The organism is Pseudomonas sp. FP2309 (genome assembly GCF_030687575.1).
GTDB lineage: Bacteria > Pseudomonadota > Gammaproteobacteria > Pseudomonadales > Pseudomonadaceae > Aquipseudomonas.
Map to the genome: position 1 here is coordinate 3,397,234 of NZ_CP117439.1, position 18,641 is coordinate 3,415,874.

The following is an 18,641-nucleotide window of genomic DNA, read 5'->3' on the forward strand; positions in this document are numbered from 1 at the left end:
CACCTCATACCCAAGTGGTCGGCGTTAACCGTCCTTCTCGATTTCACAGAGTAGCGGATGCTGGCTTTCCCTGGCGTACTGGTTGACCTGCATGGCCTTTGTCTCGGCGATGTCACGGGTAAACACACCACATACTGCCCGTCCTTCTGTGTGAACGGCCAGCATTACCTTGGTCGCCAACTCGCGGTTCAAATTAAAAAACACCTCGAGCACCTCAACCACGAAATCCATCGGCGTGTAGTCATCATTGAACAAAACCACCTTGTACATCGGCGGCGCCTGTAAAGCAGGCTTGGCCTCCTGAACAGCAATGCCTGCAGAACCGTCGTCATCGTGTTCGTGATCCGGTCGATCCTGATTGAATGTTAGTCGAATCTGGCTGATTGCATGCATGGAAAGAAAGGTTCGTCAGTGGTTCAAATACAGTGGTGGGGGCGAGCTGTCAGAATTTCAATCTCTGACCGGCTGGTCGCCTTGACTATCGGCAAATCGGTGTTACAACCAATAGAACCCACAGTGGGTAAAAAAGGTCCGCGCAGTCAACCTTATTTATTCGGGTTAGGACGGATAAACTGGATGATACTCCAGTGATGGAGTCTGGTGCAGAGGGATATGTTATGTCTGGCGTCAAGATCAATGGCAAGGTCAAATGGTTCAACAATGCCAAGGGCTACGGTTTCATTAATGCAGATGCAAAACCCGACGAAGATCTCTTTGCGCATTATTCCGCGATCAGCATGGACGGCTACAAAACATTGAAGGCGGGCCAACCGGTGACCTTTGAGATCATTCAAGGACCCAAAGGCCTGCACGCGGCAAATATCGATGCAGTGAAGGAAAAAGACGCAGCCCCACACGTTAACAAAGAAAATAAACAAACGGCCTAGTCTACCGCCGAGCGCGTAAATTGCGAAAAAAAAGGCCGCCCCAGTCATCCGGGGCGGCCGTTTTTTTTGCTGCTTTGAGCCTTACATATGCGAGATCAGCGCATCACCAAAGCCCGACGACGACACCAGCTTCGCGCCATCCATCAAGCGCTCGAAGTCATAGGTCACGGTCTTGGCCGAGATGGCACCGTTGGTGCCTTTAATGATGAGATCGGCCGCCTCGATCCACCCCATATGACGCAGCATCATTTCTGCCGACAGGATCAATGACCCTGGGTTGACCTGGTCCTTGCCCGCATATTTTGGCGCAGTACCGTGGGTCGCTTCGAACATCGCCACGGTGTCGGACAGGTTGGCCCCCGGCGCGATACCGATGCCACCCACTTCGGCCGCCAGCGCATCGGACAGGTAATCACCATTGAGGTTAAGGGTCGCGATCACGTCATATTCGGCGGGACGCAACAGAATCTGCTGGAGCATCGCATCAGCGATAGCGTCCTTGACCACTACCTTCTTGCCGGTCTTCGGGTTATTGAACTGCATCCACGGCCCGCCATCGAGCAAGGTTGCACCGAACTCCTCGGCCGCCACTTCGTAGGCCCACTCTTTGAAGGCACCCTCGGTGAACTTCATGATGTTGCCTTTGTGCACGATGGTCAGCGAATCGCGATCGTTATCCACTACATATTGCAGGGCCTTGCGCGCCAGGCGCTTGGTGCCCTCTTTGGACACCGGCTTGATGCCAATCCCGCAATCCTGATCGAAACGGATCTTGGTGACGCCCATTTCCTCCTTGAGGAACTTGATCACCTTGATCGCTTCCGGCGAGCCGGCTTTCCACTCGATGCCGGCGTAAATATCTTCGGAGTTTTCACGAAAGATGGTCATGTCCACATCGCCGGGCTTTTTGACCGGGCTGGGCACGCCTTCAAACCAGCGCACGGGGCGCAGGCAGACGTACAGATCGAGCTGCTGACGCAGGGCCACGTTAAGTGAACGGATACCGCCACCGACCGGCGTCGTCAGCGGGCCCTTGATGGACACCACGTAATCCCTGACTGCATCGAGGGTTTCCTGGGGCAGCCAGGTGTCCTGATCGTAGACCTGGGTCGCCTTCTCGCCGGCATACACCTCCATCCACGAAATCTTGCGCTTGCCGCCGTAGGCCTTTTCAACAGCTGCGTCGACCACCTTGATCATCACCGGGCTGATGTCGACGCCAATACCGTCACCTTCGATATAAGGAATGATCGGTTGGTCAGGAACATTGAGAGAATGGTCTGCGTTGACGGTGATTTTGTCGCCGACTGCCGGAACCTGAATCTTCTTGTATCCCATGCTGAACTCCATCTATGGATTGAACATCTGGCTGCGTTCGAGCCTACTCCAGATAAATGGCGACTGAAACCTCACGCCATGCTCATTTGCATCGAAAACAGCATAAATTGTCGCCTACAAGCCTGAAAGCAAAGGGAAAAACGCCAATCTTGAGCACATCGTGCGACTTTAGGCGTAAGCCAGTACCTGCGACCTTTAGACCAATGGACGACACACCTTTTGTATGAAGGCTCGGCGTAAGCATAGCGACCTATGTATAATGCCGCCGCTGACCAAAGAGTCACGACGGCGGACCGCTCTAGCTTCTGGAAATAAAGAGCGATGCCTTCCGCCAAAAGCAGGACTAATACAATAGTCCACCCGCTTGACGCTCGACTGATGCAACCCAACATCACCGCGAAGAAACCTCGACATTTCGCTCATGGATGACTTTGAACGAACGCGCTCCACCCGGCGCATCTCGAGTTTCTGCGCACGCTTTCAGCAAAGAAGAGAGTTAATCCGAATATGCCCACCCGCTCGAAGATCATCTACACCTTCACCGACGAAGCCCCAGCCCTCGCCACCTATTCACTGCTGCCTATCGTAGAGGCCTTCACCGCTTCCGCTGATATTGCTGTGGAAACCCGCGACATCTCCCTCGCAGGGCGCATCCTCGCAAGCTTCCCCGAGCAACTGGGCACCAAGGCCGTACCGGACCACCTCGCCGAACTGGGCGCCCTGGCCGTTACCCCTGAAGCCAACATCATCAAACTGCCTAACATCAGTGCTTCGACCCCGCAGCTGCAAGCCGCGATCAAAGAACTGCAGGCCCAGGGCTACGCCCTGCCGGACTACCCGGAAACCGTAACCACCGACGCGGAAAAAGAAACCCGTGCACGTTACGACAAGGTCAAGGGCAGCGCCGTAAACCCGGTACTGCGCGAAGGCAACTCCGACCGCCGCGCGCCGCTGTCGGTCAAGAACTATGCCCGCAAGCACCCACACAAAATGGGCGCATGGGCGGCTGACTCCAAATCCCACGTTGCCCACATGAGCAACGGCGACTTCTACGGCAGCGAAAAAGCCGTACAGATCGAGGCCGCCGATGCGGTCAAAATCGAGCTGGTCGGCAAGGACGGCACTACCACCGTTCTGAAAGAAAAGACCACCGCCCAGGCCGGCGAAATCCTCGACAGCGCCGTACTGAGCAAGAATGCCCTGCGTGCGTTCATCGCCGCCGAAATCGAAGACGCCAAGAAACAAGGCGTACTGCTGTCGGTCCACCTCAAAGCCACCATGATGAAGGTCTCCGACCCGATCATGTTCGGCCAGATCGTTGCCGAGTTCTATAAAGACGCGCTGACCAAGCACGCCACCGTGCTGGAACAGATCGGCTTCAACCTGAACAACGGCATCGGCGACCTGTACGCACGCATCAAGGCGCTGCCGGCTGACCAGCAAGCGCAGATCGAAGCTGACATACAGGCGGTGTACGCCGCTCGCCCTTCCCTGGCGATGGTCAACTCCGACAAAGGCATCACCAACCTGCACGTGCCGAGCGACGTCATCGTCGACGCCTCGATGCCGGCCATGATCCGTGACTCCGGCAAGATGTGGGGCACCGATGGCCAACTGCACGACACCAAGGCTGTGATCCCGGATCGCTGCTACGCCACCATCTACCAAGCCGTCATCGAAGACTGCAAGGCCAATGGCGCATTCGATCCAACCACCATGGGCAGCGTGCCAAACGTTGGCCTGATGGCCAAGAAAGCCGAAGAGTACGGCTCCCACGACAAGACCTTCCAGATCAAGGCTGACGGCGTAGTCCGCGTCACCGACAGCAAGGGCAACCTGCTGATGGAACAGAACGTCGAAGCCGGCGACATCTTCCGCATGTGCCAGACCAAAGATGCGCCGATCCAGGACTGGGTCAAACTGGCCGTCAACCGCGCTCGCGCCAGCGGCACGCCAGCAATCTTCTGGCTGGACCCACAGCGCGCCCACGACGGTGTAGTGGTCGAGAAAGTTCAGGCTTACCTGAAAGACCACAACACCGAAGGCCTGGACATCCGCATCATGTCGCCGGTCGACGCGATGAAGTTCACCCTGGAACGTACCCGCAAGGGCCTGGACACCATCTCGGTGACCGGCAACGTACTGCGTGACTACCTGACCGACCTGTTCCCGATCATGGAACTGGGCACCAGCGCCAAGATGCTGTCCATCGTGCCGCTGATGAACGGCGGTGGTCTGTTCGAAACCGGCGCCGGCGGTTCGGCACCCAAGCACGTGCAACAGCTGCTGGAAGAAAACTTCCTGCGCTGGGACTCCCTGGGCGAGTTCCTGGCCCTGGCCGCCTCCCTTGAGCATTTGGGTGTGACGTACAACAACCCGAAAGCCCTGGTACTGTCCAAGACTCTGGACCAGGCCACCGGCCAGTTCCTGGACAACAACAAGTCGCCATCGCGCAAAGTCGGCAACATCGACAACCGCGGCAGCCACTTCTATCTGGCGCTGTACTGGGCTCAAGCCCTGGCTGCACAGACCGAAGACACTGCACTGCAAGCGCAGTTCGGCGAACTGGCACAAACCCTGGCCACGAACGAAGCAACCATCGTTGCCGAACTCAACGCTGTACAGGGCAAGCCAGTGGACATCGGTGGCTACTACGCGCCGAACCCGGAACTGACCAGCAAGGCCATGCGCCCAAGCAACACCCTCAATGCGGCAATTGCCAAGTTGAAGTAAGGTTGTAACGATGCAAAAGAAGCCCCGGCCCCGTGCCGGGGTTTCTGTTTCTGCCCAGCACACACCTGATTGAAGAGGCCCCATCACAGGCGGGGCTGATCAAGGCCCTCCAATCACCCCACCTTTGAGGCCGATTTATGACCTGGAATCCGCACATCACCGTCGCCACCGTCGTAGAAGACAACGGCCGCTTCCTGATGGTCGAAGAACTCAAGGGCGGTCGCGCCGTGCTCAATCAGCCCGCCGGCCACCTGGACCCAAATGAAACCCTGACCGAGGCCGCCGTGCGCGAAACCCTCGAAGAGACCGGCTGGGACGTCGAAGCCACCGGCATCGTAGGTATTTACCTGTACACGGCCCCCAGCAATGGGGTGACCTATCAACGGGTCTGCTTTATCGCCAAGGTCCTGAAACACCACCCGGACTGTCAACTGGACGAAGGCATCCTGCGCGCCCGCTGGCTGACCCGTGACGAGCTGATGGCCCTGCGCGATGACTGGCGCAGCGAGCTGATCATCCGCTGTATCGATGATTATCTGGCCGGCCACAGGCACAGTCTCGAATTGATCCGCCCTTCTCTTTAGCCTTGCGGGCCCGAGCCTGTTAGAATCGCGTCCTTTTTCAAGACACCCGTTGAAACCCTATGCGTGATCCAGCCCCTTCTGACACACAAAAGAAGCGCGTCATCGTCGGCATGTCCGGCGGCGTGGATTCTTCCGTTTCCGCCGTTCTGCTCATGGAGCAGGGTTATGAGGTGGAAGGCCTGTTCATGAAGAACTGGGAAGAAGACGATGGAACGGAATACTGCACCGCCATGGACGACCTAGCGGACGCTCAGGCCGTGTGCGACAAGATCGGCATCAAGCTGCACACCGCCAATTTCGCCGCCGAGTACTGGGACAACGTGTTCGAACACTTCCTGGCCGAATACAAGGCCGGTCGCACGCCGAACCCGGACATCCTGTGCAACCGCGAAATCAAGTTCAAGGCGTTTCTCGACTACGCCATGATGCTCGGCGCCGACCTGATTGCCACTGGTCACTACGTGCGCCGTCGCGATATCGACGGTCGCACCGAACTGCTCAAAGGCCTGGACCCAAACAAGGACCAGAGCTACTTCCTGCACGCCGTCGGCGGCGAACAGATCGCCAAAACCCTGTTCCCGGTGGGCGAACTGGAAAAACCTGAAGTGCGCAGGATCGCCGAAAAACACGGCCTGGCCACCGCCAAAAAGAAAGACTCCACAGGGATCTGCTTTATCGGTGAGCGCCGCTTCAGCGACTTCCTGAAGCAATACCTGCCGGCGCAACCCGGCGAGATCAAGACCACCGAGGGTGACGTCATCGGCCGCCACCATGGCCTGATGTACCACACCATCGGCCAACGCCAGGGCCTGGGCATCGGCGGCCTCAAAGACGCCGGTGAAGAGCCGTGGTACGTGCTGGTCAAAGACCTGGAGAACAACGTGTTGATCGTCGGCCAGGGCAACGAACACCCGCTGTTATTCTCCGGCGCGCTGCTGGCGTCGGAGATCTATTGGGTCAATCCGATCGACCTGAGCACGCCGCGCCGCCTCACGGCCAAAGTACGCTATCGCCAAAGCGACCAGCCATGCACCCTGGAAAAAACCGCCAGCGGCTACCGCGCCACCTTTGATGACCCGCAGCGCGCGGTCACCCCTGGCCAGTCCGTGGTGTTCTATGACGGTGAAGTCTGCCTGGGTGGCGGTGTGATTGAAGTCGCCCAAGCCTGGAGCACTCCGGCATGAGCCCGACCCAGGAACAACTGACGGCACTGGGCGGTGTATTTCTGTCCGCGGTGCTGGTGGACAAAATCGCCAAGACCGGCCAGGTCACCGAGGCAGGGCTGACCTGCATGCTCGGCAGCCTGCTGATCCGCGACCCCAAGGACACGCTGGAGGTCTACGGTGGCGACGACCTGGCCCTGCGCGAAGGTTACCGCGCGCTGATCGGCGCCCTCGAACGCGACCCGAGCACCTTGCAGCGCGAGCCGCTGCGCTATGCCCTGTCGATGCTCGGCCTTGAGCGTCAACTGGCCAAGCGCGAAGACATGCTGGAAACCATCGGCAAGCGCCTGCCGCAAATCCAGTCCCAGGTGGAACACTTCGGCCCGGCCCACGAAAACGTGATCGCGGCCTGCGGTGCGTTGTATCAGGACACCTTGAGCACCTTGCGCCAACGCATCCAAGTGCACGGCGACATGCGCAACCTGCAGCAACCGAACAACGCCTCGAAAATCCGCGCGCTGCTCCTGGCCGGTATTCGTTCGGCGCGGTTGTGGCGCCAGTTGGGCGGTCATCGTTGGCAGTTGGTGATCAGCCGACGCAAATTGCTCAAAGAGCTTTACCCATTGATGCGCAACGAATAAGTCGCACCGACCCGATTTTTTATCGCCTCACGCGTAATACGCCGGTCAGTTGGCGACGGACCGGCGGATTTTTTCATGTATGATACGCGCCCCATTTCGTTGCCCGACTGTCCGAGAACACCCCATGCAGCTCTCTTCGCTCACTGCGGTTTCCCCTGTTGACGGCCGCTACGCCGGCAAAACCCAGGCCCTGCGCCCTATTTTCAGCGAATACGGCCTGATCCGTGCTCGCGTACTGGTTGAAGTGCGCTGGCTCCAGCGCCTGGCCGCCCACCCCGCCATCAGCGAAGTGCCGGCGTTTTCCGCCGAAGCCAACGCGGTGCTCAACACCCTGGCGGAGAACTTCTCCCTGGAGCACGCCGAGCGTGTCAAAGAGATCGAGCGCACCACCAACCACGACGTCAAAGCCATTGAGTACCTGCTCAAAGAGCAAGCGGCCAAGCTGCCGGAACTGGCCCAGGTCAGCGAGTTCATCCACTTTGCCTGCACCAGCGAGGACATCAACAACCTGTCCCACGCCCTGATGCTGCGCGAAGGCCGTGATGACGTCATGCTGCCACTGATGCGCCAGACCGCTGAAGCCATCCGCGAACTGGCGATCCGCTTCGCCGCCGTGCCGATGCTGTCGCGCACCCATGGCCAGCCGGCATCGCCGACGACCCTGGGCAAAGAGCTGGCCAACGTGGTGTACCGCCTGGAGCGTCAGATCGCCCAAGTGGCGGCCGTACCGCTGCTGGGCAAGATCAACGGCGCTGTCGGCAACTACAACGCACACCTCTCCGCCTACCCGGAAATCGACTGGGAAGCCAACGCCCGCGCCTTCATCGAAGACGAACTGGGTCTGGGCTTCAACCCGTACACCACGCAGATCGAACCTCACGACTACATCGCAGAGCTGTTCGACGCCATTGCGCGCTTCAACACCATCCTGATCGACTTCGATCGCGATATCTGGGGCTACATCTCCCTGGGCTACTTCAAACAGCGCACCATTGCCGGTGAAATCGGTTCGTCGACCATGCCGCACAAGGTCAACCCGATCGACTTCGAAAACTCCGAAGGCAACCTCGGCATCGCCAACGCCCTGTTCCAGCACCTGGCCAGCAAATTGCCAATCTCCCGCTGGCAACGCGACCTGACCGACTCCACCGTACTGCGCAACCTCGGCGTGGGCTTTGCCCACAGCGTGATCGCGTACGAAGCGAGCCTCAAAGGCATCAGCAAGCTCGAGCTCAACGAGCAGAAAATCGCCGCCGACCTGGACGCGTGCTGGGAAGTATTGGCCGAGCCGATCCAGACCGTAATGCGCCGCTACAACATCGAAAACCCGTACGAGAAGCTGAAAGAGTTGACGCGCGGCAAGGGCATCAGCCCTGAAGCACTGCAAACTTTCATCGACGGCCTGGATATGCCAGCCGCTGCCAAGGCCGAGCTGAAACTGCTCACCCCGGCCAACTACATCGGCAACGCCGTGGCCCAAGCCAAGCGCATCTGATTACCGCAAGACCCTTGAGACGCCCGGCCGCGCCGGGCGTTTTTATTTCAGTCTTAAAAGTGCTTTTTTTCAATAGGTTACACATGAATCCTGATATCCCTCTTCAACTTCTGGGCGGCATCACGGCACGGGAATTCCTGCGCGACTACTGGCAGAAAAAACCGCTGCTGATCCGCCAGGCCATCCCTGACTTCGAAAGCCCGATCGACGCCGACGAACTGGCCGGCCTGGCACTGGAAGAAGAAGTCGAATCGCGCCTGGTCATCGAACACGGCGAACGCCCATGGGAACTGCGCCGCGGCCCGTTCGCCGAAGACACCTTCAGCACCCTGCCTGAGCGCGAGTGGACCCTGCTGGTGCAGGCGGTCGACCAATTCGTGCCGGAAGTGGCCGAGCTGCTGGAGCAGTTCCGCTTCCTGCCAAGCTGGCGCATCGACGACGTGATGATCAGCTTCGCCGCACCTGGCGGCAGCGTGGGTCCGCACTTCGACAACTACGATGTGTTCCTGCTGCAAGCCCAGGGCAAGCGCAACTGGAAGATTGGTCAGATGTGCAGCTCCGAAAGCCCGCTGCTGCAGCACGCTGATCTGCGTATCCTCGCCGAATTCGAAGAAAGCGCCGAATGGGTGCTGGAACCGGGCGATATGCTCTACCTGCCGCCGCGCCTGGCGCACTACGGCATCGCCGAAGATGATTGCATGACCTACTCCGTAGGTTTTCGTGCACCAAGCGCTGCTGAAGTGCTGACCCACTTCACCGACTTCCTGGCCCAGTATCTGACCGACGAAGAGCGCTACACCGACGCCGACGCACAGCCCGTCAGCGATCCGCACCAGATCCAGAGCGATGCCCTCGACCGCCTCAAGAGCCTGCTGGCCGAGCACATGAGCGACGAACGCATGCTGCTGACCTGGTTCGGCCAGTTCATGACCGAACCGCGTTACCCGGAGCTGGTGGCCGGCGAAGAGATGGGCGAAGCCGACTTCCTCAATAGCCTGCAAGATGGCGCAATTCTGGTGCGCAACCCAAGCGCGCGCATGGCCTGGTCCGAGGTCGACGACGATGTGCTGCTGTTCGCCAGCGGCCAGAGCCGTTACCTGCCAGGCAAGCTGCGGGAGCTGCTGAAACTGGTGTGCTCGGCCGATGCGCTGCACAGCGAAAACCTCGGCGAATGGCTTGCCGACGAAGACGGCCGTGACTTGCTGTGCGAGCTGGTCAAGCAAGGCAGCCTGGGATTTGCCGATGAATAAGATTCACGTAAGTGTCGCGGACTGGCGAAAGGATATCGACGAGATTCGGCGCATTCGTGAAGCGGTATTCATCGCCGAACAATCCGTTCCACCCGAGCTGGAATGGGATGCTGACGACGCAGATGCCGTGCATTTCCTGGCATTCGAGGGTGACTTCCCTATTGGCACCGCCCGCTTGCTGCCCAGCGGCGAGATCGGCCGAGTGTCGGTGCTCAAGGATTGGCGCGGACTTAAAGTCGGCGACAAACTGATGGAAGCCGTGATTGGCGAGGCCGAGAAACGCGGCCAGACCCGGCAGTTCCTCAGCGCGCAAGTGTATGCCGCGCCGTTTTATGAGCGGCTGGGCTTCAAGATCGTCAGTGACGAGTTTCTTGAGGTCGGGATTCCGCATGTGGACATGGTGCGCGACGGCTGATCCTTGGGCTGAGCGGGCTTGCCCCGTGTCGGGCTGCGAAACAGACCCAAAACCAGACGCCGCGCACCCTCAGAAAGAGCGCGGCGTTTTTTGTTAGGGCTGCTTCGCAGCCCGGCACGGGGCTTGCGCGCTCACTACACCCCAGGCCTACAAAGTGGCACTATCCAGCCTTCGACTCGCAGAGATAACGGACATGTCCCTACGCACCTTGCTCACCGCCCTCTTCCTGGCCGTCAGCGTCTCGGCCATGGCCGACACCCAAGTCGTCAACCTGAGCAACCGCACCAGCGCGGACCTGCTGCCGGTAGCACAGAATTTCATCGGCAAAGACGGCACTGTCAGCGCCTATGGCAACCAACTGATCGTTAAAGCCGAGCCTGGCAAGATTGAAGAACTGCGCGCACTGCTCGCACAACTGGACACGCCGGCCAGGCGCCTGCTGATCACCGTCGACACTAATGAAAACAACCAGCAAAACACCGGCGACAGCCAGACCCGCATCATCAGCTACGGCACCGCCAGCCGCGACGGCGGCGTCCAGCAGATCCAGGCCAGCGAAGGCGTACCGGCGTTGATCCAGATGGGTCAAAGCGTGCCGCTGACCACCACCCAGCCCGATGCCTACGGCCGCCCGCAAAACCAGACCCAATACCGCAACGTCACCCAGGGTTTCTACGTGACCGCCAGCGTTACCGGCGAGACCGTACACCTGGCGATCAGCACCAACCGTGACCGCATGAGCCAGGAACGTCCCGATGTAGTGAACGTACAAAGCACCGACACAACCGTCAGCGGCCGCCTGGGCGAGTGGATATCCCTGGCCGGCGTCAATCGTGAAACCCAGGCCGATAAATCCTCCACAACCCGCAGCTACTCTACTCAGGGGCGCGAAGACCTGACTTTACGGGTCAAGGTCGACACCTTGAACTGAAGCACCAAAAACTGACTGATGAGTCGTATTAGACTAAAGATGTAGTGCTTGAAAAAAAGCACTACAAAACATTTGACGATCCAAAAAAGCATGGGCATGATGGCCTCGCTCCCGCTAATCAGGGGCCCTGGCAAGGGTCTCCGGATCGCCGCTCTAATCTACCCACCTGAGCCGATTCGTGTCTGTACCGCCCACAAGGTGTGTTTGACGTTGGTTGCGACTGGAACGAAGTTGTCCCGAGGGACGGAAGCTAACCAGGTAACCCGGCAACACGCTGCAGAATGCCCAAAGGCCCACGACGCCTGAAGACTGTTCTCGGTCCGCCCCTACCTGCTCACTTTCTCCCTTGAGCCCTTCGTTCATCCCGTCGCCTCCCCCGTCCAACTTGGCTTGACCGCCTACGCTTCTGGTCAGCGAGCAGCCATACCGCGCAACGATTGCGTGGCTGGCAAAAGGATTTTTCCACCCAGACCTATGCGACGAGGTTTTTCCCCATGGCACTGACACGCGAACAGCAAATTGCAGCCCTTGAAAAAGATTGGGCTGAAAACCCACGCTGGAAAGGCGTAACCCGCGCTTATTCCGCTGCTGACGTCGTCCGCCTGCGTGGCTCGGTTCAACCTGAGCACACCTTTGCAAAACTCGGCGCCGAGAAGCTGTGGAACCTGGTCACCCAAGGCGCCAAGCCTTCCTTCCGTCCCGACAAAGACTTCGTCAACTGCATGGGCGCCCTTACTGGCGGCCAGGCAGTACAACAGGTAAAAGCCGGCATCCAGGCGATCTACCTGTCCGGCTGGCAAGTGGCAGCGGACAACAACTCCGCTGAATCCATGTACCCCGATCAGTCGCTGTACCCGGTGGATTCGGTTCCAACCGTGGTCAAGCGCATCAACAACTCGTTCCGTCGTGCCGACCAGATCCAGTGGAAAGCCGGCAAAGGCCCGGGCGATGAAGGCTACATCGACTACTTCGCACCGATCGTGGCTGACGCCGAAGCCGGTTTCGGCGGCGTACTCAACGCCTACGAGCTGATGAAGAGCATGATCGAAGCAGGCGCCGCCGGCGTTCACTTCGAAGACCAACTGGCTTCCGTGAAAAAATGCGGCCACATGGGCGGCAAGGTACTGGTTCCAACTCAGGAAGCCGTGCAGAAGCTCACCGCTGCCCGCCTGGCTGCTGACGTCGCCGGCACCCCAACCATCATCCTGGCCCGTACCGACGCCAACGCCGCTGACCTGCTGACTTCGGACTGCGACCCATACGACCAGCCATTCGTGACCGGCGAGCGTACCCAGGAAGGTTTCTACAAGGTTCGTGCCGGTCTGGATCAGGCGATTGCCCGTGGCCTGGCCTATGCGCCGTATGCCGACCTGATCTGGTGCGAAACCGCCAAGCCGGACCTGGACGAAGCCCGTCGCTTTGCCGAAGCGATCAAAAAGGAATACCCGGACCAGCTGCTGTCCTACAACTGCTCGCCTTCTTTCAACTGGAAGAAGAACCTGGACGACGCGACCATCGCCAAGTTCCAGCGCGAACTGTCCGCCATGGGCTACAAGCACCAGTTCATCACCCTGGCCGGCATTCACAACATGTGGCACAGCATGTTCAACCTGGCGCACGACTACGCCCGCAACGACATGACCGCCTACGTGAAGCTGCAGGAGCAGGAATTCGCTGACGCCGCCAAGGGCTACACCTTTGTGGCGCACCAGCAGGAAGTGGGCACCGGCTACTTCGACGACATGACCACCGTGATCCAGGGCGGCACCTCGTCCGTGACGGCGCTGACCGGTTCGACCGAAGAAGAACAGTTCCACTAAACACTGAGTACACGGCCAGGGCGGAACCACTCAAGAGCTAACCGTCCTGCCGCACAGCAATCACGCCCCGACTGGTTCGGGGCGTTTTTTTGCCTGTACAAATCCTGCTGATGCACTGCGGATCCACTGTGGGCAAGGCATGATCTCTGGGGATTTTTCGCAGAATATTGATCCAGAGCGGTATCCGCGCAGGTGCAATCGGTTAAAAGAACCGTTCTGGCAACTAAGCAGCGTTCAAGCAAGTAACGGTAACTTCCCCCGCCACATGAGAAACAATCGCTTAAACCCCACGCAAACAATATTCATTATCATTTGAGCCATAAAAGTTTCGTTACAGGTTAAACAAAACATAATTGATTAAATGCTCGCTAATGCCCGTTCCATAAGGGCTTGAGCCCCATCGAGGTGCACTATGTGCTTATTCCATCGAATAATTTCGCTACAGGAATTTTACTTGCCCGGTGTTTAGCCATAAAATCAACGCGATTGACTGCGCTGCGACATATCGTCACTGCATCATTACTTTTTCGAGCTCAGAGACCTTTGCTCTCTGTTAAGGATTTCCAGCATGACCGAAGCGACAGGACTCATGGCCCACAACTGGGGCTTTGCCATTTTCCTCCTCGGTGTTGTCGGCCTCTGCGCCTTCATGCTCGGCGTCTCCAGCCTCCTCGGGTCAAAAGCCTGGGGGCGCAGCAAAAACGAACCGTTCGAGTCCGGCATGCTACCTACAGGTGGCGCCCGCTTGCGGCTCTCAGCCAAATTCTATCTGGTCGCGATGCTGTTCGTGATCTTCGATATCGAAGCCCTCTTTCTCTTTGCCTGGTCTGTGTCCGTCCGCGAAAGCGGGTGGACCGGATTCGTCGAAGCCCTCGTTTTCATAGCAATTCTGTTGGCAGGCCTTGTCTACCTATTTCGAGTGGGCGCCCTTGACTGGGCTCCGGAAGCTCGTCGTAAGCGGCAAGCGAAGCTGAAACAATGAGGCTTTGGCGATGCAATACAATCTCACCAGGATCGACCCGGATGCTCCTAACGAGCAATACCCCATCGGCGAACGGGAAACCGTTTCCGATCCGTTAGAAGATCAAGTCCACAAGAACATCTACATGGGCAAGCTGGAAGACGTGCTGAGTGGCGCGGTCAACTGGGGGCGTAAAAACTCCCTGTGGCCGTACAACTTCGGTCTTTCGTGCTGCTACGTGGAAATGACCACCGCCTTCACGGCGCCCCACGACATCGCGCGCTTTGGCGCCGAAGTTATCCGGGCCTCGCCACGCCAGGCGGATTTCATGGTTATCGCCGGTACCTGCTTCATCAAGATGGCGCCAATCATTCAGCGCCTCTACGAGCAAATGCTCGAACCTAAGTGGGTTATTTCCATGGGTTCGTGCGCCAACTCCGGTGGCATGTACGACATCTACTCGGTTGTTCAAGGGGTGGATAAATTCCTGCCCGTGGACGTCTACGTGCCTGGCTGCCCGCCCCGCCCAGAAGCGTTTCTGCAAGGCTTGATGCTGTTGCAGGAATCGATCGGCAAGGAGCGTCGCCCACTGTCCTGGGTGGTTGGAGATCAAGGCGTGTACCGCGCCGAGATGCCGTCCCAAAAGGAACAGCGCCGCGAACAGCGAATCGCAGTCACCAACCTGCGCAGCCCCGACGAAGTCTGATCCAGCCCGCTTCTTTTATAGAACGAAAACCTGGCTTCATTCTTTACGTTGACCGAAAGCGATAAAAAACCATGACTACAGGCAGTGCTCTGTACATCCCGCCTTACAAGGCAGACGACCAGGATGTGGTTGTCGAACTCAATAACCGTTTTGGCCCTGACGCCTTCACCGCCCAGGCCACGCGCACCGGCATGCCGGTGCTGTGGGTGGCGCGCGCCAAGCTTGTCGAAGTCCTGACCTTCCTGCGCAACCTGCCCAAGCCGTACGTCATGCTCTATGACCTGCATGGCGTGGACGAGCGTCTGCGCACCAAGCGCCAGGGGCTGCCGAGCGGCGCCGATTTCACCGTGTTCTACCACTTGATGTCGCTGGAACGTAACAGCGACGTGATGATCAAGGTCGCCCTGTCCGAGAGCGATTTGAGCATCCCGACCGTGACCGGTATCTGGCCGAACGCCAGCTGGTACGAGCGTGAAGTCTGGGACATGTTCGGTATCGACTTCCCAGGCCACCCGCACCTGACGCGCATCATGATGCCGCCAACGTGGGAAGGTCACCCGCTGCGCAAGGACTTCCCGGCGCGCGCCACCGAATTCGACCCGTTCAGCCTCAACCTCGCCAAGCAACAGCTTGAAGAAGAGGCCGCGCGCTTCCGTCCGGAAGACTGGGGCATGAAACGCTCCGGCACCAACGAGGATTACATGTTCCTCAACCTGGGCCCGAACCACCCTTCGGCTCACGGTGCCTTCCGTATCATCCTGCAGCTGGACGGCGAAGAAATCGTCGACTGCGTACCGGACATCGGCTACCACCACCGGGGTGCCGAGAAGATGGCCGAGCGTCAGTCCTGGCACAGCTTCATCCCGTACACCGACCGTATCGACTACCTCGGCGGCGTGATGAACAACCTGCCGTACGTGCTCTCGGTCGAGAAGCTGGCCGGCATCAAAGTGCCGGACCGCGTCGACACCATCCGCATCATGATGGCCGAGTTCTTCCGGATCACCAGCCACCTGTTGTTCCTGGGTACCTATATCCAGGACGTCGGCGCCATGACCCCGGTGTTTTTCACCTTCACCGACCGTCAGCGTGCCTACAAGGTCATCGAAGCCATCACCGGTTTCCGCCTGCACCCGGCCTGGTACCGCATCGGTGGCGTGGCCCATGACCTGCCCAACGGTTGGGAGCGTCTGGTCAAAGAGTTCATCGACTGGATGCCCAAGCGTCTGGACGAGTATCAAAAGGCCGCGCTGGACAACAGCATTCTCAAGGGCCGCACCATCGGCGTCGCGCAGTACAACACCAAAGAGGCCCTGGAATGGGGCGTCACCGGTGCCGGCTTGCGTTCCACCGGTTGCGACTTCGACCTGCGTAAAGCGCGCCCGTACTCCGGCTACGAGAACTTCGAGTTCGAAGTGCCGCTGGCAGCCAATGGCGATGCCTACGACCGTTGCATCGTGCGCGTCGAAGAAATGCGCCAGAGCCTGAAGATCATCGAGCAGTGCATGCGCAACATGCCGGCCGGTCCTTACAAAGCGGATCACCCGCTGACCACGCCGCCGCCCAAAGAGCGCACGCTGCAACACATCGAAACCCTGATCACGCACTTCCTGCAGGTTTCGTGGGGCCCGGTGATGCCGGCCAACGAATCCTTCCAGATGATCGAAGCGACCAAGGGTATCAACAGTTATTACCTGACGAGCGATGGCGGCACCATGAGCTACCGCACCCGGATTCGTACCCCAAGCTTTGCCCACTTGCAGCAGATCCCTTCGGTGATCAAAGGTGAGATGGTCGCGGACTTGATTGCGTACCTGGGTAGTATCGATTTCGTTATGGCCGACGTGGACCGCTAAGCATGAACAGCACGCTTATCCAGACAGACCGTTTCACTTTGAGTGAAACCGAGCGCTCGGCCATCGAGCACGAGCTGCATCACTACGAAGACCCGCGCGCGGCGTCGATCGAAGCCCTGAAAATCGTCCAGAAGGAACGTGGCTGGGTGCCGGACGGCGCCCTCTACGCCATCGGCGAGATCCTTGGCATCCCTGCCAGCGATGTTGAAGGCGTGGCCACGTTCTACAGCCAGATCTTCCGCCAGCCGGTCGGCCGTCACATCATTCGCGTGTGCGACAGCATGGTCTGCTACATCGGTGGTCACGAGTCCGTGGTCAGCGAGATCCAGAACAAGCTGGGCATCGGCCTCGGCCAGACCACTGCAGACGGCCGTTTCACGCTGCTGCCGGTGTGCTGCCTGGGCAACTGCGACAAAGCGCCGGCGTTGATGATTGACGACGACACATTCGGTGACGTGCAGCCTGCTGGCGTGACCCAATTGCTCGAGGGCTACCCATGACCCTGACTTCTTTCGGCCCGGCCAACCTGATCAAGCGTTCGCCTGAGACCCACCCGCTGACCTGGCGCCTGCGTGACGATGCCGAGCCGGTATGGCTTGACGAGTACCAGGCCAAGAACGGTTATGCGGCGGCGCGCAAAGCTTTCGCCGAAATGGCCCAGGACGATATCGTCCAGACCGTAAAAGACGCCGGCCTCAAGGGCCGCGGCGGCGCAGGCTTCCCCACTGGCGTGAAGTGGGGCCTGATGCCTAAGGACGAATCCATCAACATCCGCTACCTGCTGTGCAACGCGGATGAAATGGAACCCAACACCTGGAAAGACCGCATGCTGATGGAGCAACTGCCCCATCTGCTCATCGAAGGCATGCTGATCAGCGCCCGCGCGCTGAAAACCTACCGTGGCTACATCTTCCTGCGTGGCGAATACACCACCGCCGCCAAGCACCTCAACCGTGCCGTGGAAGAAGCCAAGGCAGCGGGCCTGCTGGGCAAGAACATTCTCGGTTCGGGTTTTGATTTCGAACTGTTCGTGCACACCGGCGCCGGGCGTTACATCTGCGGTGAAGAAACCGCCCTGATCAACTCCCTCGAAGGCCGCCGCGCCAACCCGCGCTCCAAACCGCCCTTCCCTGCCGCCGTGGGCGTGTGGGGCAAGCCGACCTGCGTGAACAACGTCGAGACCTTGTGCAACGTGCCGGCGATCATCGCCGACGGCGTGGACTGGTACAAATCGTTGGCCCGCGAAGGCAGCGAAGACATGGGCACCAAGCTCATGGGCTTCTCCGGCAAGGTCAAGAACCCCGGCCTGTGGGAACTGCCGTTCGGCGTGACCGCGCGCGAACTGTTCGAGGACTACGCCGGCGGCATGCGCGACGGCTACACCCTCAAGGCCTGGCAGCCAGGCGGCGCCGGCACCGGCTTCCTGCTTCCTGAGCACCTGGACGCCCAGATGTACGCCGGCGGCATCGGCAAGGTCGGCACCCGGATGGGTACCGGGCTGGCGATGGCGGTGGACAACACCGTGAACATGGTCTCGTTGCTGCGCAACATGGAGCAGTTCTTTGCCCGCGAATCCTGCGGCTTCTGCACCCCGTGCCGCGACGGTCTGCCGTGGAGCGTGAAGCTGCTGATGGCCCTGGAAAACGGTGAAGGCCGCGAGGGTGATATCGAAACCCTGCTGGGCCTGGTCGGTTTCCTCGGCCCTGGCAAGACCTTCTGTGCTCACGCACCGGGCGCCGTGGAGCCATTGGGCAGCGCAATCAAATACTTCCGCTCGGAGTTCGAAGCCGGCATCGCGCCTATCAGCGCCGCCGTCCCGCCTCTGGCAAGGCCGATCGTAGTCGGCGCGTAACGCTTAAAC

General features: G+C 59.3%; 17 protein-coding genes. 15 read left to right on the forward strand and 2 right to left on the reverse strand.

Annotated elements, in window-relative coordinates; genetic code table 11:
• Nucleotides 1-24: 24 nt before the first annotated feature.
• Nucleotides 25-393 carry an ATP-dependent Clp protease adapter ClpS gene (gene clpS / locus PSH59_RS15470; protein ID WP_010567912.1) on the reverse strand — a complete coding sequence of 123 codons (369 nt, stop codon included), beginning with the start codon at nucleotides 391-393 and terminating at the stop codon, nucleotides 25-27.
• Nucleotides 394-617: 224 nt separating this feature from the next.
• Between clpS and cspD the strand changes: the two genes are divergently transcribed.
• The gene (gene cspD / locus PSH59_RS15475; protein WP_248079482.1) at nucleotides 618-887 is read left to right on the forward strand and encodes a cold shock domain-containing protein CspD; all 270 of its coding nucleotides are present in this window, start codon (nucleotides 618-620) and stop codon (nucleotides 885-887) included.
• Between the two features lie 81 nt (nucleotides 888-968).
• Here the strand turns inward: cspD and icd are convergent, their stop codons facing one another.
• Entirely contained in the window at nucleotides 969-2,225 is a 1,257-nt protein-coding gene (gene icd, locus PSH59_RS15480) for an NADP-dependent isocitrate dehydrogenase (RefSeq protein ID WP_248079484.1), read from the reverse strand.
• Nucleotides 2,226-2,732: 507 nt separating this feature from the next.
• Between icd and PSH59_RS15485 the strand changes: the two genes are divergently transcribed.
• From PSH59_RS15485 to nuoF, 14 genes are all read left to right on the forward strand, one after another.
• A complete protein-coding gene (locus PSH59_RS15485; RefSeq protein ID WP_305393104.1) occupies nucleotides 2,733-4,958 on the forward strand; it encodes an NADP-dependent isocitrate dehydrogenase in 2,226 nt (741 codons plus the stop codon).
• 137 nt (nucleotides 4,959-5,095) lie between these two features.
• Nucleotides 5,096-5,542, forward strand: a complete 447-nt coding sequence (locus PSH59_RS15490) for an NUDIX hydrolase (RefSeq protein ID WP_305393105.1) — start codon at nucleotides 5,096-5,098, stop codon at nucleotides 5,540-5,542.
• Nucleotides 5,543-5,601: 59 nt separating this feature from the next.
• The gene (mnmA, locus tag PSH59_RS15495; RefSeq protein WP_305393106.1) at nucleotides 5,602-6,726 is read left to right on the forward strand and encodes a tRNA 2-thiouridine(34) synthase MnmA; all 1,125 of its coding nucleotides are present in this window, start codon (nucleotides 5,602-5,604) and stop codon (nucleotides 6,724-6,726) included.
• Nucleotides 6,723-7,346 (forward strand): high frequency lysogenization protein HflD, encoded by a 624-nt coding sequence (gene hflD, locus PSH59_RS15500; protein WP_027606331.1) that lies wholly within the window; start codon nucleotides 6,723-6,725, stop codon nucleotides 7,344-7,346. Before mnmA ends, hflD begins: the two co-directional genes overlap by 4 nt.
• A gap of 124 nt (nucleotides 7,347-7,470) precedes the next feature.
• Entirely contained in the window at nucleotides 7,471-8,841 is a 1,371-nt protein-coding gene (gene purB / locus PSH59_RS15505; protein WP_024076171.1) for an adenylosuccinate lyase, read from the forward strand.
• Between the two features lie 83 nt (nucleotides 8,842-8,924).
• Nucleotides 8,925-10,091 carry a cupin domain-containing protein gene (locus PSH59_RS15510; protein ID WP_248079492.1) on the forward strand — a complete coding sequence of 389 codons (1,167 nt, stop codon included), beginning with the start codon at nucleotides 8,925-8,927 and terminating at the stop codon, nucleotides 10,089-10,091.
• Nucleotides 10,084-10,506 carry a GNAT family N-acetyltransferase gene (locus PSH59_RS15515; protein ID WP_305393107.1) on the forward strand — a complete coding sequence of 141 codons (423 nt, stop codon included), beginning with the start codon at nucleotides 10,084-10,086 and terminating at the stop codon, nucleotides 10,504-10,506. Before PSH59_RS15510 ends, PSH59_RS15515 begins: the two co-directional genes overlap by 8 nt.
• 193 nt (nucleotides 10,507-10,699) lie before the next feature.
• Nucleotides 10,700-11,437: a secretin N-terminal domain-containing protein gene (locus tag PSH59_RS15520; RefSeq protein WP_248079496.1), complete on the forward strand. Its 738-nt coding sequence runs from the start codon at nucleotides 10,700-10,702 to the stop codon at nucleotides 11,435-11,437.
• A 494-nt stretch (nucleotides 11,438-11,931) separates the two neighbouring features.
• Complete coding sequence (gene aceA, locus PSH59_RS15525; protein ID WP_025858968.1) at nucleotides 11,932-13,257, forward strand: isocitrate lyase; 1,326 nt, start codon at nucleotides 11,932-11,934, stop codon at nucleotides 13,255-13,257.
• Nucleotides 13,258-13,825: 568 nt separating this feature from the next.
• Nucleotides 13,826-14,239, forward strand: a complete 414-nt coding sequence (locus PSH59_RS15530; protein ID WP_003219575.1) for an NADH-quinone oxidoreductase subunit A — start codon at nucleotides 13,826-13,828, stop codon at nucleotides 14,237-14,239.
• 10 nt (nucleotides 14,240-14,249) lie between these two features.
• The gene (locus PSH59_RS15535; protein ID WP_003174719.1) at nucleotides 14,250-14,924 is read left to right on the forward strand and encodes an NADH-quinone oxidoreductase subunit B family protein; all 675 of its coding nucleotides are present in this window, start codon (nucleotides 14,250-14,252) and stop codon (nucleotides 14,922-14,924) included.
• A gap of 71 nt (nucleotides 14,925-14,995) precedes the next feature.
• Nucleotides 14,996-16,780 (forward strand): NADH-quinone oxidoreductase subunit C/D, encoded by a 1,785-nt coding sequence (gene nuoC / locus PSH59_RS15540; protein ID WP_033896875.1) that lies wholly within the window; start codon nucleotides 14,996-14,998, stop codon nucleotides 16,778-16,780.
• A 2-nt stretch (nucleotides 16,781-16,782) separates the two neighbouring features.
• Nucleotides 16,783-17,280: an NADH-quinone oxidoreductase subunit NuoE gene (nuoE, locus tag PSH59_RS15545; RefSeq protein ID WP_056861694.1), complete on the forward strand. Its 498-nt coding sequence runs from the start codon at nucleotides 16,783-16,785 to the stop codon at nucleotides 17,278-17,280.
• Nucleotides 17,277-18,632 (forward strand): NADH-quinone oxidoreductase subunit NuoF, encoded by a 1,356-nt coding sequence (gene nuoF, locus PSH59_RS15550; RefSeq protein WP_248079498.1) that lies wholly within the window; start codon nucleotides 17,277-17,279, stop codon nucleotides 18,630-18,632. Before nuoE ends, nuoF begins: the two co-directional genes overlap by 4 nt.
• Nucleotides 18,633-18,641 lie beyond the last annotated feature (9 nt).